20 protein-coding genes and 2 tRNA genes are annotated in these 14,984 nt (G+C 66.2%); 15 read left to right on the top strand and 7 right to left on the bottom strand.

All coding sequences use genetic code 11. The annotated features are described in order from the left end of the window. Positions 1 to 42 precede the first annotated feature (42 nt). The 5 genes from GLO27_RS16415 (at position 43) to GLO27_RS16395 (ending at position 4,441) form a co-directional block, all read left to right on the top strand. The gene (locus GLO27_RS16415) at positions 43 to 669 is read left to right on the top strand and encodes an SOS response-associated peptidase family protein (RefSeq protein WP_021199060.1); all 627 of its coding nucleotides are present in this window, start codon (positions 43 to 45) and stop codon (positions 667 to 669) included. Positions 670 to 762: 93 nt separating this feature from the next. Next, a complete protein-coding gene (locus tag GLO27_RS16410) occupies positions 763 to 1,674 on the top strand; it encodes an ABC transporter ATP-binding protein (RefSeq protein ID WP_021199061.1) in 912 nt (303 codons plus the stop codon). Further along, entirely contained in the window at positions 1,671 to 2,486 is an 816-nt protein-coding gene (locus GLO27_RS16405) for an ABC transporter permease (protein ID WP_021199062.1), read from the top strand. Before GLO27_RS16410 ends, GLO27_RS16405 begins: the two co-directional genes overlap by 4 nt. A 9-nt stretch (positions 2,487 to 2,495) precedes the next feature. After that, on the top strand, positions 2,496 to 3,770 hold the full coding sequence (locus GLO27_RS16400) for a histidine kinase (RefSeq protein WP_021199063.1): 1,275 nt from the start codon (positions 2,496 to 2,498) through the stop codon (positions 3,768 to 3,770). Then, positions 3,767 to 4,441 carry a response regulator transcription factor gene (locus GLO27_RS16395; RefSeq protein WP_021199064.1) on the top strand — a complete coding sequence of 225 codons (675 nt, stop codon included), beginning with the start codon at positions 3,767 to 3,769 and terminating at the stop codon, positions 4,439 to 4,441. Before GLO27_RS16400 ends, GLO27_RS16395 begins: the two co-directional genes overlap by 4 nt. A gap of 10 nt (positions 4,442 to 4,451) precedes the next feature. Here the strand turns inward: GLO27_RS16395 and GLO27_RS16390 are convergent, their stop codons facing one another. Both GLO27_RS16390 and ppk2 read right to left on the bottom strand, forming a co-directional pair. Then, a complete protein-coding gene (locus tag GLO27_RS16390; RefSeq protein ID WP_021199065.1) occupies positions 4,452 to 5,405 on the bottom strand; it encodes an aldo/keto reductase in 954 nt (317 codons plus the stop codon). After that, positions 5,383 to 6,261, bottom strand: a complete 879-nt coding sequence (gene ppk2, locus GLO27_RS16385; protein WP_167255747.1) for a polyphosphate kinase 2 — start codon at positions 6,259 to 6,261, stop codon at positions 5,383 to 5,385. The genes GLO27_RS16390 and ppk2 overlap by 23 nt, the downstream gene beginning before the upstream one ends. A 238-nt stretch (positions 6,262 to 6,499) precedes the next feature. On the opposite strand from ppk2, the gene GLO27_RS16380 reads away from it, so the two are divergent. After that, entirely contained in the window at positions 6,500 to 6,838 is a 339-nt protein-coding gene (locus tag GLO27_RS16380; RefSeq protein WP_029267214.1) for a hypothetical protein, read from the top strand. Between the two features lie 31 nt (positions 6,839 to 6,869). Here GLO27_RS16380 and GLO27_RS16375 read toward each other — a convergent pair whose 3' ends face one another. Further along, positions 6,870 to 7,148 (bottom strand): hypothetical protein, encoded by a 279-nt coding sequence (locus GLO27_RS16375; RefSeq protein ID WP_021199068.1) that lies wholly within the window; start codon positions 7,146 to 7,148, stop codon positions 6,870 to 6,872. A 116-nt stretch (positions 7,149 to 7,264) separates the two neighbouring features. On the opposite strand from GLO27_RS16375, the gene GLO27_RS16370 reads away from it, so the two are divergent. The 4 genes from GLO27_RS16370 to GLO27_RS19900 all read left to right on the top strand — a co-directional run bounded on the left by GLO27_RS16370 (position 7,265) and on the right by GLO27_RS19900 (position 9,705). Next, on the top strand, positions 7,265 to 7,903 hold the full coding sequence (locus GLO27_RS16370) for a hypothetical protein (protein ID WP_167255745.1): 639 nt from the start codon (positions 7,265 to 7,267) through the stop codon (positions 7,901 to 7,903). 106 nt (positions 7,904 to 8,009) lie between these two features. Beyond that, on the top strand, positions 8,010 to 8,168 hold the full coding sequence (locus GLO27_RS16365; protein ID WP_167255743.1) for a hypothetical protein: 159 nt from the start codon (positions 8,010 to 8,012) through the stop codon (positions 8,166 to 8,168). A gap of 138 nt (positions 8,169 to 8,306) precedes the next feature. After that, entirely contained in the window at positions 8,307 to 9,176 is an 870-nt protein-coding gene (locus tag GLO27_RS16360; RefSeq protein WP_167255741.1) for a M15 family metallopeptidase, read from the top strand. 256 nt (positions 9,177 to 9,432) lie between these two features. Next, on the top strand, positions 9,433 to 9,705 hold the full coding sequence (locus GLO27_RS19900; RefSeq protein ID WP_243844846.1) for a DUF2510 domain-containing protein: 273 nt from the start codon (positions 9,433 to 9,435) through the stop codon (positions 9,703 to 9,705). A gap of 54 nt (positions 9,706 to 9,759) precedes the next feature. Here the strand turns inward: GLO27_RS19900 and GLO27_RS16350 are convergent. After that, positions 9,760 to 9,838: transfer RNA gene (locus GLO27_RS16350), tRNA-OTHER, on the bottom strand. A gap of 144 nt (positions 9,839 to 9,982) precedes the next feature. Between GLO27_RS16350 and GLO27_RS16345 the strand changes: the two genes are divergently transcribed. The 3 genes from GLO27_RS16345 (at position 9,983) to GLO27_RS16335 (ending at position 11,537) form a co-directional block, all read left to right on the top strand. Beyond that, the gene (locus GLO27_RS16345; RefSeq protein ID WP_243844845.1) at positions 9,983 to 10,312 is read left to right on the top strand and encodes a hypothetical protein; all 330 of its coding nucleotides are present in this window, start codon (positions 9,983 to 9,985) and stop codon (positions 10,310 to 10,312) included. Positions 10,313 to 10,470: 158 nt separating this feature from the next. After that, a complete protein-coding gene (locus GLO27_RS20135; RefSeq protein ID WP_279588005.1) occupies positions 10,471 to 10,596 on the top strand; it encodes a hypothetical protein in 126 nt (41 codons plus the stop codon). Positions 10,597 to 10,724: 128 nt separating this feature from the next. Further along, positions 10,725 to 11,537: a M15 family metallopeptidase gene (locus tag GLO27_RS16335; RefSeq protein ID WP_152525867.1), complete on the top strand. Its 813-nt coding sequence runs from the start codon at positions 10,725 to 10,727 to the stop codon at positions 11,535 to 11,537. Positions 11,538 to 11,595: 58 nt separating this feature from the next. Here GLO27_RS16335 and GLO27_RS16330 read toward each other — a convergent pair whose 3' ends face one another. Then, the gene (locus GLO27_RS16330) at positions 11,596 to 11,958 is read right to left on the bottom strand and encodes a hypothetical protein (RefSeq protein ID WP_167255739.1); all 363 of its coding nucleotides are present in this window, start codon (positions 11,956 to 11,958) and stop codon (positions 11,596 to 11,598) included. Between GLO27_RS16330 and GLO27_RS16325 the strand changes: the two genes are divergently transcribed. Beyond that, complete coding sequence (locus GLO27_RS16325; protein ID WP_167255736.1) at positions 11,953 to 12,432, top strand: tyrosine-type recombinase/integrase; 480 nt, start codon at positions 11,953 to 11,955, stop codon at positions 12,430 to 12,432. The genes GLO27_RS16330 and GLO27_RS16325 overlap by 6 nt on opposite strands. An 81-nt stretch (positions 12,433 to 12,513) precedes the next feature. On the opposite strand, the gene GLO27_RS16320 is transcribed toward GLO27_RS16325, so the two are convergent. Together GLO27_RS16320 and GLO27_RS16315 are read right to left on the bottom strand one after the other, a co-directional pair. Next, positions 12,514 to 12,586, bottom strand: a tRNA-Thr gene (locus GLO27_RS16320). A 45-nt stretch (positions 12,587 to 12,631) separates the two neighbouring features. Next, positions 12,632 to 13,576, bottom strand: coding sequence for a thioredoxin domain-containing protein (locus GLO27_RS16315; protein ID WP_167255734.1), 945 nt, complete (start codon positions 13,574 to 13,576; stop codon positions 12,632 to 12,634). 229 nt (positions 13,577 to 13,805) lie between these two features. On the opposite strand from GLO27_RS16315, the gene ugpC reads away from it, so the two are divergent. Further along, on the top strand, positions 13,806 to 14,909 hold the full coding sequence (gene ugpC / locus GLO27_RS16310) for a sn-glycerol-3-phosphate ABC transporter ATP-binding protein UgpC (protein WP_021199080.1): 1,104 nt from the start codon (positions 13,806 to 13,808) through the stop codon (positions 14,907 to 14,909). The last annotated feature ends 75 nt before the right edge of the window (positions 14,910 to 14,984 follow it).

The raw sequence follows: 14,984 nt of genomic DNA, 5'->3' as shown, positions 1-14,984 counted from the left end.
CCTCTCTCCGCGAATGTCGGAGGCCGGGACTACGCTGGCGGCATGTGCGCGAGCTACGGACTCGATCCCCGATTCACCGATGCCGAACTCCTCGCCGCCGCCGACGATGCGGTGCTCGAGGGCCTCCGCGTGTGGGCGCAGGAGAACGCGGGCGAGACGGTCCGCCCGACGGGCAAGAACCTGCGCAACCTCAACCCGTTGATCGTGCAGCCAGACACCGCCCCGACCCTCGAAGCCGCGTGGTGGGGGTTCCTCATCGACGGCGAGCCGGCGAAGTTCCCGTCGATCAACACCCGCTCGGAGCGGCTGCAGGAGCGTCCGGGCGGGGCGAAGTCGAGAGCGATCGTCCCCGCGACGAGCTGGTACGAGATGCAGAAGCCGTCTCGGCAGTGGAACGAGTTCATCGTCGACGACGGCACTCTGTTCGGCATGGCTGCGGTCACGCAGCGCGGCCGCACGGCCGACGGCGAGTGGTTCACGTGCTATTCCATCGTGATGCGTCCCGCTCCCCCTCACCTCGTCGACCTGCACGACCGGATGCCCCTCCTCGTCCCGTCCACCCTGAGCCATGACTGGCTGACCGCACCGGCGTCGCGGGAGATCATCGACGAGGCCGTCATCGCTTCAGACGAGATGGCCGCGCGGGTGCAGGCTCGCCCTCGCGCCTGACCGCTGATGTCCCACGCGGGTCGGACACTTCGCCGTCAGATGTGTACCTGAGGGGGACGCGCGACACCCGGGGCGCTCCGTAACGTTGTGCCCATGATCACAGCAGAAGGCCTCACGAAGAGGTTCGGAGACAAGACCGCCGTCGACGACGTGTCGTTCACGGTCAAGCCGGGCAGCGTCACCGGCTTCCTCGGCCCGAACGGCGCCGGGAAGTCGACCACCATGCGGATGATCGTCGGCCTCGACCGCCCGACGTCGGGGCGTGCCACCATCGCCGGACGCGAGTACCGCAAGCTCCGCGCACCTCTCACCGAAGTCGGTGTCCTCCTCGACGCCAAGGCGGTGCACACCGGTCGCACCGCTCGCAACCACCTCCGCGCCATGGCCGCGACACACGGCATCCCCTCCTCCCGAGTCGATGAGGTCATCGACCTTGCGGGCATCGGGTCGGTGGCACGTAAACGCGCGGGCGGATTCTCGCTCGGAATGGGGCAGCGCCTCGGCATCGCTTCGGCACTGCTCGGCGACCCGCACACGCTGATCCTCGACGAGCCGGTGAACGGCCTCGACCCCGAGGGGGTGCGCTGGGTGCGCCAGTTCGTCCGTCACGTGGCATCAGAGGGGCGCACCGTGCTGCTCTCGAGCCACCTGATGAGTGAGATGGCGCAGACCGCCGACCACGTCATCGTGATGGGCCGCGGTCGGGTGCTCGCGGATGCCCCGCTCGCGGAGCTCGTGCGCTCCTGGACTCGGAACACGGTGCGGGTCCGCACACCGAGACCAGCCGACCTGGCTGCCGCCGTCGGAGGGCCGGAGGTGGAGATCGTGAGCTCGGCTCCCGATCTGCTCGACATCGTGGGGCTGCCCGCCGCGCGGATCGGCGATCTGGCCGCCGACCGCGGCATCCCGCTCCACGAACTCACCCCGACCACCGGATCACTCGAAGACGCCTATCTCGCCCTCACCGGCGACTCCGTCGAGTACCGCACCAAGGAGATCTCATGACCACGACACAGGCTCCCGCTCCCACGCGGACACGCGTCGACACCGGTCGTCGGCTGACGTTCATGCGCGCACTGCGCGGCGAGTGGATCAAGCTCGCCACCCTGCGCTCGACGTGGTGGTCGATCGGCATCACCGCCGCCCTCACGGTCGGCATCGCCGTGCTCATCGCCCTCGCTGTCGATGTGCCGGACTTCAGCCCGATCCAGGCCGTGGTCATGCCGATCCAGTTCACGATGCTGCTCGCCGGCATCATCGGCGCGATCTCGGTCACCGGTGAGTACTCGACGGGGATGATCCGTTCGACGCTCACTGCGAACCCGATTCGCGGTTCGGTGCTGGCCGCGAAGTCGACGGTGCTGGCACTGTTCCTGTTCGTCTCGTCGCTGGTGATCTTCGTCGTCTCCGCGCTGGCCGTCTCCCTCATCGTCGCCCCGCGTGACCAGGGCATCGACTGGTCGGACCCGACAGCATCGGTGCTTCCGATCGTGGTGGCTTCCTTGTCGATGGCCGTCTTCGCGCTCATCGGCGTCGCGTTCGGATTCGTCCTGCGCTCCGGTGCGGGCGCCATCGCCGCAACCGTCGGTGTGCTGTTCGTCCTGCCGATCGTGGCGAACTTCTTCTCCTTCGCCGGAGAGACGTGGGCATGGGTCCTGCAGGCCGCCGCCTACCTTCCGGACGCCGCCGCACGGAGTGCGATCATGCCCGGAGCCGGTGCCGCACTCGACGCTCCGGTTGCGTTCCTGACGCTGGCCTGCTGGGTCGTGGGCGGTGCTGCCGTCGCGTGGGGCGTGCTGCGCACCCGCGACGCGTAAAGTCGGCCTGTGAGCAGAACGCGAAGCCGCAGCGACTCGGTCCGCGAGGACGAGGAGCTGCGGCTTCCGCGCGCCCCGGGCCTGTTCCGACGGTTCTGGGCCCGCCATCCGCTGTTCGCCGACATCCTGCTCGCGCTGATCTGCCTGTTCCTGTCCCTCGCCCCCGCCGCGCCGTACCCCAACACCTCGCTCCCGGAGGGCACATACATCGCCATCAACATCGCGACGTTGGTGATGGTCGCGATCGGATGCAGCACTCTCCTCTGGCGTCGACGGGCACCCCTGGGTCCCTTCGTCGCTGCGGTGATCCTGGGGACCGTCGGACTGTTCACAGGCATGTCCGGAGGCATCGTCCTCCTGCTCGTCGCCTGCTACGGCGTGGCGGTCTACAGATCGGCGCGTCTGGCCTGGATCTGTTACGGGATCGGTGCCGCTTGGTTCCTCGGACTCACCACGATCCTCATGCTGACCGGCACGACCCTGCTCCAGGTCGGCATCGATACCGCCCTCGGCTACGTCGCGCTCGGGCTCATCGGCACGCTCGTCGGGGTCAATGTGGGCGGCCGCAAGCGCTATCTCCTCGCCATCATCGACCGATCCCGTCAACTCCTGATCGAGCGCGATCAGCAGGCGCAACTCGCCGCCGCATCGGAACGCGCCCGCATCGCACGGGAGATGCACGATATCGTCTCCCACTCCCTCACCGTGATCGTCGCACTGTCCGAAGGGGCGGCCGCCACCCCCGATCGAGAACAGGCCCGGAGGGCTGCGGTATCCGTCGCGGACACCGCCAGAGGCGCTCTCACCGAGATGCGTTCGATGCTCGGTGTGCTGCGCGACGACGAATCGCCGCTGCCCCTGGCGCCGATGCAACCCGTACCCGCGCGTGACACCGTGGAGACGGCTCAGCGCGCGGGCTACCCGGCGACGCTCACCGTCATCGGGCAGGCCGATGTCTCCCCCGCCGTCGCGCATGCGATCGGCAGGATCGTGCAGGAGGGCGTGACCAACGCCATGCGCCACGCCCCGACCGCGAAGAGCATCACCGTGCGGCTGGAGTACACGGCCGACACGGTCGTGATCGAGATCGTCAACGACGGCGTCTCGGGTGAGATCGGCTCAGACGGATTCGGTGTGCGCGGGCTCTCTGAGCGTGCCGCCCATGTGCATGGGACGGTGCGATCCGCACCTGCGGATGGAGGACGATGGATTCTGCGGGCGGTGCTTCCCACATCGGGAAGCAGGCCCGCCGCACCGCGACAGACGATGGAGGACGACGCATGACGCAGGCGATCAGAGTGCTGCTGGTGGATGACCAGGAGCTGATCCGTCTCGGCTTCCGCATGGTGCTGGAGTCTGAGGAGGACATCGTCGTCATCGGCGAAGCCGGCGACGGGAAAGCGGCGATCACGCAGAGCGCGCTGCTCGCTCCCGACCTGGTGCTGATGGACATCCGGATGCCGGAGCTGGACGGCATCGCCGCCACCGAGGCCATCGTCCGAGAACGTCCGCAGACCAAGGTGCTCGTTCTGACCACCTTCGATCTCGACGAATACGCGTTCGGAGCCATTCGCGCGGGCGCGAGCGGATTCCTGTTGAAGGATGCCCAGCGCCACGAGATGATCTCCGCGGTGCGCGCCGTCCACCGCGGGGATGCGGTGCTGTCCCCGCGTGTGACGAGAGCGCTGCTGGAGCACGTGACGCCTCGGCTCGGCGGAGCGCCCGCGACTCCGGCCGCAGAGGAGAGCGCTGCTCTCGAATCGCTCACGGAACGTGAGCGGGACGTCTTCCTCGCGATCGGCCGCGGACTCACCAACGCAGAGATCGCTCAGAGTCTGTACGTCGGCGAGTCCACGGTCAAGACCCACGTCGGTCGTGTGCTGGCGAAGCTCAGCGCGCGGGACAGGATCCACGCGGTCATCCTGGCGCATCGGCTCGGGCTCGTCGGCGACTAGCCCGATCTCATCAGGCTCGCGACGGCGCCCATTCCGAGACGCGGTCGAGCCGCTGCACCTCATCGTCCGAGAGCTCCAGACGCGCCCCGGCGAGCAGGTCGGGAACCTGTTCCACGGTTCGCGCGCTCGCGATCGGTGCGACCACGGTCGGTTGCGCGCGAAGCCACGCGAGCGAGGTCGCGGCGATCGAAACGCCGTGCACATCGCCGATCTCCTCGAGCGCGTCGATGATCCGCAGGCCCGCTTCGGTGGCGTATTTCGCGGCGCCCTGCGCCCGGGGCGAAGTCTGACCCGCGGCGTCCGTCGAGCGGTACTTGCCGGTGAGGAAGCCACTGGCCAGGGAGTAGTACGGGATGAGTCCGAGGTCGAACTCCTCGGCGACCGGGATGATCGTGTCCTCGACCTCGTTGCGGTGCACGAGGTTGTAGTGCGGCTGCACCGCGACCGGCAGCGCGACTCCGAGGTGACGGGCGATCTCGACCCACTCGCGGATACGCTCGGCGGAGTAGTTCGACACGGCGATGTGCCGGACCAGGCCGTCTTCGACCAGTCGCCCGAATGCGCTGACGGTCTCCTCCAGCGGAACGGTCTCGTCATCGAAATGCGCGTAGTACAGGTCGATCTCATCGATGCCCAGGCGCTTCAGCGAGGCCTCGGCGGCCTTGCGGACATTCGCGGCGGAGAGGCCGCGGAACTGCGGGTGCTGACTGACCTTGGTCGCGACGACCACACCCGCAGGTTTGCGCGAGGCCAACCACTCGCCGACGATCGTCTCACTCTCTCCTCCTTCGTTTCCCGGCACCCAGGCGCTGTACGAGTCGGCGGTGTCGATGAAGTCTCCGCCTCCGTCCACGAAGGTGTCGAGGACGGCGAAGGACGTGTCGCGGTCGGCTGTCCAGCCGAACACGTTGCCGCCGAGCGAGAGCGGAAGGACGTCAAGATCACTGGTACCGATGCGGGTCATGATGAGAGCAACCGGTGATCCCGCCTCCCGCATTCCCGGACGACGCCGTGTTGCGCTCCATGAACGTCACGGTGGCGATGCCTCCCCCCGCGTCGTGGATCTGCGAGGGGCGGCCCACGATCCGCGGATCCGGAGCGTGGGCGACCATCGGGTCCTTGCCCGGATAGTCGAACCGTGCGAGAACACATCTCATCGCTTCCAGCCGCGCGCGCCTCTTGTCGTTCGACGAGATGACGACCCACGGGAGGGCCGGGGTGTCCGTGTGGAAGAACATGGCCGCCGCTGCCTCGGTGTAGTCCTCCCATCTGTCGACGCTCGTGAGGTCGGTGGGGCTGAGCTTCCACTGCTTGAGCGGATCCTCGCCGCGACGGGTGAACCGGCGCCGTTGTTCCGCCTCGCCGATCGAGAACCACAGCTTGATGAGGCGGATGCCCGAACCGACGAGCATGCGCTCGAACTCCGGCGCGGTCTGGATGAACTCCTCGTACTCCGCCGACGAGCAGTACCCCATCACGCGTTCGACGCCCGCTCGGTTGTACCAGGAGCGATCCATCAGCACGATCTCACCGCCCGACGGCAGATGCGCGACGTAGCGCTGGAAATACCACTGCGTCCGCTCGACATCACTGGGTTTGTCGAGCGCGACGACACGAGCGCCGCGGGGGTTCAGGTGCTCCATGAAGCGTGCGATCGCACCGCCCGCGCCCGCCGCATCCCGCCCCTCGAACAAGATGAGGACCCGTCCCGACGAGCGCGTGATGTGCGCCTGGAGTTTGAGGAGTTCGATCTGCAGCAGTCGTTTCTCGCGCGCGTATGCCGCCCGTGTGACCGTCGGGAGTTCGGACGAGCTGCCCATCGCCTCCCCCTCCCCTGGCGCTTCTCGATCGCGCGACGCATGAGGCAAAGCGCAGGTGGCCGCGGCGGGGAGTCGGCCACCTGCGCCGTCATCGACCCGGCGTGATCTCGTTGAATCCACCAGGAAACTCAACGCTTAGTAACATATCACCTCGTAGCGCGATACTCCGGAATGTACTTCTCGCACCCAGCCGTCACCGGAGACGCGACGAGGTCGAAGTCACGGCTATCGTTCACTCATGGGAACGATCCAGTACGGCAGCGGTGACGAGATCCACATCGAGGACCGCGCACTCGCACATCTCAAAGTGGTCATCGCCACGAAATTGCGACGCAATGAGAGCTTCACGCTGTCGTGGCGGCACCCCGACGGCGACGCCCCCGGCCGTTCGACCATCTGGCTGCACCCATCGATCCCGCTGCGCTTCACCTTCGACGAGCCAGAGGCCCCTCAGCTCAACCCGAAATGGATTCAGGACCTCATGCAGTCGGCGAGCTCCACGGGCGGGATCAGCCTCATCGAGGAAGTGGTCGAAGCGCCGCCGACCGGCGACGCGGACTCACCTCACCTGGACTGAACTCTCCGAATGAGCGACGTGCGGACGCGCGTCAGCTCGCCCGCCACACGGAGAGCAGCTGCCATCCTTCCGGCACCTGGGACTCGAGCGCGGCCATGTCGTCACCCTCGATCTCGCGGATGCCGTCGCGACGCAGGAACTTGCCCTCGACGGATCGCATCGATCCGGCCTTCTCCATCGTCGCCATGGCCGACACCAGGTCCCATCCCGCAGGCGCCTGGGCGGTGAGCTGTGCACGGACCTCGGCGAGATCTTCGCCTTTGAGGGTGACGCTGTGGGCTTCGAGCGGGCGGATCAGTCCGTGGAGCATCAGACCAGCCTACGACCCTCCACCCGCGATCCCGTCGGGGCGTGATCGAGCACGAGATCGGCCGGCACGAGCGTAACCACCGTTCGTCGCGCTGCACGACCTCCTTTGTTCTGCACATGCGCACACTTCCTCACCTGCTCGGGATCACGCTGATCGCGGGCATGTCGATCACCCTCGTCGCGTGCTCGTCGCCTGAATCCGAGTCCAGGCCGTCGTCGACAGTCACGAAGAGCCCGGCCCCGTCGGCGGCCTCGAGTCCGAGCCCGACCTCGAGCCCGAGATTCTATGTGGCGGACACCTCGACCTGGCTCATCAGCGCGGGCGGAATCGGCCAGGCCGACCTCGGCGCGGAATCGATAGCCGACGCATTGAGTCCCATGTTCACTCTGACCGACCGATGCGAAGGCCTGGAATACTTCGAGGCCTCGGAATCGACGCCGGTCGGCTTCGGAGTGATCAGCCACCCCGGTGAAGCCGGTGTGAGCGGCGTCAGCATCCGCGTTCCGGGCGAGCTGGCCCTGTCGGGCTGTGTGGCGACTTCGCCTCTCACCAAGAGCGGTATCGGGTTGGGATCGACGCTGGACGAGCTGACCGCCGCGGAACCGACCGGGACGTTCGATACGGCGACGGAGACGCCCGACTACGTCGTCGTCGCCGGAACGCGCTGGATCGTGTTCGAGGTCCCCGAAGCCGAGCCGTTCGTTCGAGGCATCACCGTCACGGACACGCTGCCGGCAACCGGATTCTGCAGCTGATCCGTTTCCGCGCGCAGAACGTGGTGGGCACGCCGCGCTTCTCGCGCACGTGTACAGACAGCTCTCTATCCAGACGTCAGATGCCCCGACATAGAATCGAGACCTCTTGGCCGGAGGAAGGAATCACCGGCGATGGGGAACCCTGGGGCGACGCTCGCTCGGCGCGACCGACGTCATGGCGCTCGCTGAGCTGTCGAAGGTTCCCGGCGTCGCGTGGGACACGTTCTCGTTCCTCGCCGGCTACATCGGCGCCCCCACGTCCTGACCCCCTAGGGACGACGAAAGACCCCCACCCGGCCGAAGCCGGGTGGGGGTCTCTCAACATATCGACGTCTGAGCTCGCGCGTCTGTAGGCCGAAAAGGGGACAGCGCGGGCCGGACGGTGAACCCTAGGTTTGGTTCCATGCACAACACCCTCGAGGCGCCGCCGCCGGGAATCATTGCAGCCGATAACCCCGGCACAGCACCACCGCCCGCTAGCCGTCCACCCGTATCACGACGGATCTTCCTATCCGCAGCTGCCATCGCAGCCCTTGTGGCTGCCGCGGGCCCAGTCGTGGGGCAGGCGACTTCTGCCCGTGCCGACTGGGGGCCATATCGGAATGGTGAGATCCCACTGGATGCGCTCACCCCTATCCCATGGAAGCCGTCTCTCTACCTGCGGTCCGACGCAGTAGCAGCGCTCGTTGCTCTGAACGCCTCGTTTCGGAAACAGTTCGGACGCGACCTGCCACTGTCAGATGCCTACAGAGACCTCCCCAACCAAGTCAAAGCCCGCCAAGACTGGTGCGCCCGGGGCCATTGCGAGAACGCTGCAATACCAGGGCAATCGAACCACGGCTGGGCTGTCGCCATCGACATTGGTATCCCTATCGATGGATGGACCAATCCGATCTACCTCTGGATGAAATCGAACGCCCCCCAGTGGGGGTGGATCCATCCGAACTGGGCAGAGCCCGGTGGGCAGAAACCAGACGAAGCCTGGCACTGGGAGTACACAGGCGTCTACAAGCCGACCCCCGAGACATCAGCAACGGAGAACAACGTGGAAGCAATCGTCAAGGCCCCGAACGGAATCGTCGTGCACCTCCGGCCTGGAGGAAAGACGAACTTCGGGACACCGCAGGAGTACAACCTCTTCCGTGATCAGATCGCTTTCCTTCGCAACGCCGGTGCGACCGATGTGATGGCGCTTCCTGAGCTGTCCACAGTGCCCGGCGTGACGTGGGACACCTTCATCTACCTCTCGCGCTACATCGGCGCCCCCGAGTAGGTACGCAGCGTCAACAGCGTGACACGCTGAAACGACAGAAGATCCCCGCCAAGCTAGGCGGGGATCTTTTTGCGATCAAGTGCACTCGAGCCGTGAGGGGCTGTCCTGGGCTGGCCTGATGTTCATCGGTCTCATCTGCTCTCCTTCCGCGCTATCCGACCTGATTCCTCCGCTGAATGTCCGAACTGCCGACAGCATTCGGATCATTCGGCCTGTGAGTCTTCTGGGTGGCCGATCGCAGCCGAGAGGAACCCTCATGTCAGACGCCACGCCCGCCGCCGGTTGGTACCCGGCACCGCACGCCGACAACGAGCTGCGCTACTGGGACGGTATGCACTGGCTCGAGCCGGAGCCCGCCCCTGCCAACGTGACCAGCGATGCACTCCCGACGGCGGCAGATGTTCCCGGTGAGGCCGCAACGCCGACCGAGGCGGAACCCAGCGCGAAGGCGAAGATGCCCGCGAAGAAAAAGTGGATCATCGGCGGATTGATTGCCGCCGGGTGGAGTGTCGAGATGCTCCTCGCCTAGACAGGACAAAGGCCCGCATCCCGACTGTTTCCATGGGATGCGGGCCTTCGTGTGTGGAGCCGACTACGGGACTCGAACCCGTAACCCCCGTTTGAAAGATCCCCTGTTCATAGGTGTACTTGCGTGCACCGGCCGCAGGCTTTCGCGGGATCGGTACAACCATGTACACGCATGTACAGATCCAAAACCACGACTACCATGGATCTGCCTCCTCTCCGACGTCGGAGGTTGCGACGTAGAATCGAACCCTCTCGGCCGGAGGAAGGATTCACCGGCTATGGGGAACCCTGGGGCGACGCTCTCCGCGTACCGGGACATGCAGTCGCAGGCACGATCGATCCTCGAGGCCGCGAAGCACGACCCACTCCAGTCGCTCAGCGACCGCGAGCTCCCGCTCCGCGATCACCCGCTCACGATCTACCCTCACGCGCTCCAACGCCGGGTGCGGGCGTGGGTGCGATTCGGCCCCGAAGCGGTGCGCGTCGATGCGAAGGTCGTGCGCTCTACGCGCCTCGCCGCTGGCGTCGAGTTCCGTGCGGAGGAGAAGACATTCCGATGCTGGGTGTGGAGTAACGCCGTGGCCCTCGCCGATGACGAACTCTCCTAGGCTGGTCTGATGCTCATCGGACTCATCCGCCCTGTCGAAGCCCACTCTGTGACGCTCAAGGGTGAAGATCTCGCCGACGTGCGCGCGTAGCTCACCGCTCAGGCACCCGCCGGATGGGACCTGGTGTCGGCCATGGCGACGATGGAGAAAGCCGATCGATGCGCTCCGTTGAGGAAAAGTTCCAGCGACGCGACGGCCTCCGGGAGATCGAAGCGGAGAACATGGACGCGCTCATCGCGTTGGTCCCCGAGGGCTGGCAGCTGCTGTCCGTGCGCACGGCCTGAAACGACAGAAGACCCCCACCCGGCCGAAGCAAGGTGGGGGTCTCTCAACCTATCGAGGTCAGTCCTGACGTGTCTGTAGGCCAAAGAGGGGACAGCGCTTTCGTCATGAGGTTCAATACGTTGTACCCGTGAGTCCACCACTGATACGCGATTTCAGGAATCCTTCGGAACTAGAGGGAGGCGGTCGAACGATTACTCGACGCTCGCTTCTCCTCGCAGCTGGCGGCGTCGCCGCGACGGCTTTCGTCGGGGCGTCCGTCCTCGACCCCGAGCCCGCCTCCGCGTGGGGAGGGTACGCCAACGGCCAGATCCCTTTAGACCAGCTCACCTCGGTCGACGGCCATCGCTTCCGAAACGATGCTGCTGTCGCAATGGTTGCCCTTCGCGCAGCCTATCGGGGCGCATTGGGAAGGACGCTGATCCTCAACGACGGCTATCGCGATCTCGCCGGTCAATGGCGAGCATGGAACGACTACCTGAATGGCGGCAACCTCGCCGTATACCCCGGCACCTCGAACCATGGTTGGGCGATCGCAGCCGACTTCGGAGGCGAGGTGTACAGCAGCTCCGCGAGCGCTGGTCACCGATGGCTCCAAGCCAACGCGCTCGCGTTCGGCTGGTCATGGACCGGCCGGTATTTCAGCCGGATCGAGAACTGGCATTGGGAGTACAACGGCAGCTACACCGGGACAACTCCCACACCCGAAGACAACCCCGATTTTGACATCCATCGAAGGAACAACAACATGGCTTCTCTGTACTACACGACCGTCAACGGCGTCACCACCTTCGCGCTCGCTGGTGACGGAGTCGGCAACGCGGCTTGGCTCGAGACCACTGACCAGGCCCTGGCGAACCAGCTCGCCGGCCAACACGGAAACGCGGCGTTCCTCACGCAAGGATCCTTCAATCAGTGGAAGAGCTGGTACCTAGGCCAGTAACCGACCGTCCTCGAACCACAGAGACCCCACCCGGCCGAAGCCAGGTGGGGTCTCTCATTTAGAGCCCGAGGCGATCGTTGTGGTCAGAGATCGCGGAGCGGAGGTGCGCCTTATCGTCGGTGCCGTCGTGCATCGCGCGCCGCTGCCGGCGGGTTAGGCCAGTGGAGTTGCCGTCTTGGCCGCGGTACGCGACTGCGCCGGCCGGCGCGGAGCCTGCACCGAACTTGCGCAGCCACTCGTCGACAGCGGGGATCGCCATCACGCGCACGATTGCAGCGCTGACCGCGGCGAGGGCCGCGATCGCGGCGGTCGCCCAGGCGATGGTGGGGCCGGGCACGACGTCGGCGACGGCGTCGATGATCTGTGGCGCGACGATCACGATCGTCGCGAGGACGGCTGCGGCGCCGACGATGACTTGCACCGCCGTCCTGATGGCCCGCTGCAGTGGGATCAGCTCGGCCTCGATGCGAAGCGCGTCACGGTCCGCCGTACGATCGCGCAGGACCGCGATGGCAAGTTCTTCGTGCAGGAGTTCACGAAGTCGGATGCCGGCTATCGCGAGCTGGAGCTGCCCGACCATGTCGTCGACATGCTGCTGCGCCGTCGCGTCGCGTCGTACTCGGCGTTCGTGTTCGCATCGAGCGTCGGCACATTCCGCCACCCGAACAACTACCGCACCTCCTGGCGCGAGGCGCTGCGCGATACGCCTTGGAAGGGCACGACGCCGAAGAGCTTCCGGAAGACCGTCGCGACGGTGATGCGTGACGAGCTCGGCATTCAGGCAGCGAAGGAGCAACTCGGCCACGAGGACGAGCGCACCACGCGCCTGCACTACGCCGGCGAGGTGCACCGCGGCCCCGCGGCCGGACTTGTTCTGTCCAAGCTGTTCACCTGAAAACCATGGATAAACAACGAATCGCCCCGACTCCACGAAGGAGCCGGGGCGATTTTCTTTGTTTTGAACTGGTATTTCTTGAGCCGACTACGGGACTCGAACCCGTAACCCCCGTATTACAAGTACGGTGCGCTACCAATTGCGCCAAGTCGGCGGATGCCATCCATCAGCTTAGCGATGGCATCGACCCCGGTTCGAACTACGGGGCGGGCGTGGTGGTCGACGTGGGCGTCGGAGACGGCGTCTCACGGGAGGCATCGCTCGCGACGCTCAGCACGAACTGCGAGAACTCGGCCGGGTCGTCGAACGCACCGACGTACGCCTCGCCGTTCGCGACGATCATGGGCGCGGTGTTGAGCATCAGGTCTTTCGATCCGGCGAGCGGTCCGTCGAGCGCGCGCGTGGTCGCCTCCTTCGCCCAACCGACGAAGTCACCGTTCTCGATGCACGACCGGACGGCCTTGGTGTTGTCGGTGCCGACGGCGGCTGCCAGATTCGCCAGGTCCTCGTCTGACATCCCGTCACTGCCGACCTCGGGCTGGTCGTCGAGCAGGTCGTGATTGAAGGCGTAGAACTGCGCAGGCGAGTGCGTGGCGACGCACGCGGCGGCCGCGGCGGAACGCAACGAGTACTTGGTGCCGTTCGAGCTCGCGGTGAGCAAGGCGACCGGGTGGTAGCTGACGGTGACCGCCCCCTCCTCGATCCAACCGGCGAGCTGACGCGCATTTGCCCGCTCGAACTTTCCGGCGTCCGGCGAGAGGTAGTCGACGTAGACGTGGATGTCGACCTTGTCGGAGGAGGTCGCGCTGGGGGTCGGCTCAGTCGAAGCGCCCGCATCGGTCGGCTCTGCCGAGGGCGTCGCGGGGACCTCATCGGATCCGGCAACGGCGGTGATGTCGGTGACGACGACGCCATCCGACTCCATCCCCGTCGGGGTGAGCTTCGGCTTCGACACCTGAGCGGACACCGCAAGGGTCACGGCGGTGCCGATCGCCCCCACCGCGACGACGGCGACGGCGCCGATGATGATCCGTCGCATGAGGCGCGCCCTCGACTGCTGGGCGTGCACTTTCTGAGCCTTCTCCCGCACGGCCTCGCGAGAATTGCGAGGTGTGGGGACGTTCGGCGTTTCGTCGCTCGACATCGTTCCTCTTGTGAGTCTGCGGGGGTCCGGGTTGGCCCCGACCGCCGCTGAGCGACGATCGCCGCTGGGCGCGGCCGAGATCGATGCTAACCAGTGAGGCTGAGAAATACCCAGGTACAGCCGTTCATGTCATACTGATCTCGACCCAAAGACGGGTCACGGTGGCTCACCCCACCGCTTCATCACTACGGATCGTCCGGCACGTACCTGCCGGTGAAGGAGAAACACAATGGCATCTGTGACTTTCGACGAAGCCACCCGCCTGTACCCCGGTGGAACCCGTCCGGCCGTCGACAAGCTGAACCTCGAGGTCGGTGACGGAGAGTTCCTCGTCCTCGTCGGTCCTTCCGGTTGCGGTAAGTCCACATCTCTGCGCATGCTCGCCGGCCTCGAAGAGGTCAACGCTGGCCGCATCCTCATCGGCGACCGCGACGTGACCGACGTCCCGCCGAAGGACCGCGACATCGCGATGGTCTTCCAGAACTACGCCCTGTACCCGCACATGACCGTCGCCGAGAACATGGGCTTCGCGCTCAAGATCGCCGGCGTCGGCAAGGAAGAGCGCGCCGCACGCGTGCTCGAGGCCGCGAAGCTCCTCGACCTCGAGCCCTACCTGACCCGCAAGCCGAAGGCCCTCTCCGGTGGTCAGCGTCAGCGTGTCGCCATGGGCCGTGCGATCGTGCGTCAGCCGCAGGTGTTCCTCATGGACGAGCCGCTGTCGAACCTCGACGCCAAGCTCCGCGTCCAGACCCGTACCCAGATCGCATCGCTGCAGCGTCGTCTCGGCGTCACCACGGTCTACGTCACCCACGACCAGACCGAGGCGCTGACCATGGGCGACCGCATCGCGGTCCTCAAGGACGGTCTGCTCCAGCAGGTCGGCTCGCCCCGCGACCTGTACGAGAAGCCGAACAACGTCTTCGTCGCCGGCTTCATCGGCTCGCCCGCGATGAACCTGTTCTCGGCCGACCTCGCCGAGGGCGGCATCCGCTTCGGCACCGAGGTCGTCCCGCTCGACCGCGACACCGTCGGTCGCGCCAACGGTTCGCAGGTGACGGTCGGCGTGCGTCCGGAGGACATCGTCGTCGGCCCCGCCGACGGCAAGGGCCTCTCGGTCACGGTCGACCTCGTCGAAGAGCTCGGCGCCGACGGCTACCTCTACGGTCACACCGAGATCAACGGCAAGCGCGCCGACCTCGTCGCTCGCGTCGACGGTCGCAACCACCCGAACGCCGGCGAGACCGTCACGCTCGCCGCCTCGGCCGGCCACGTGCACGCGTTCGACATCGAGTCGGGTGACCGTCTGAACGACAAGCCGGTCGTCTCCGCCTGATCGGATCCACAGACGCGGCGCAGGCTGACCTCGGTCGCCTGCGCCGCGTCTCTTTTTCCTCTTCGTACGCCACCA

It is taken from the genome of Microbacterium sp. Be9 (assembly GCF_011754135.1).
Lineage (GTDB): Bacteria > Actinomycetota > Actinomycetes > Actinomycetales > Microbacteriaceae > Microbacterium > Microbacterium maritypicum_A.
This window is presented reverse-complemented; position numbering and strand designations above follow the sequence as displayed.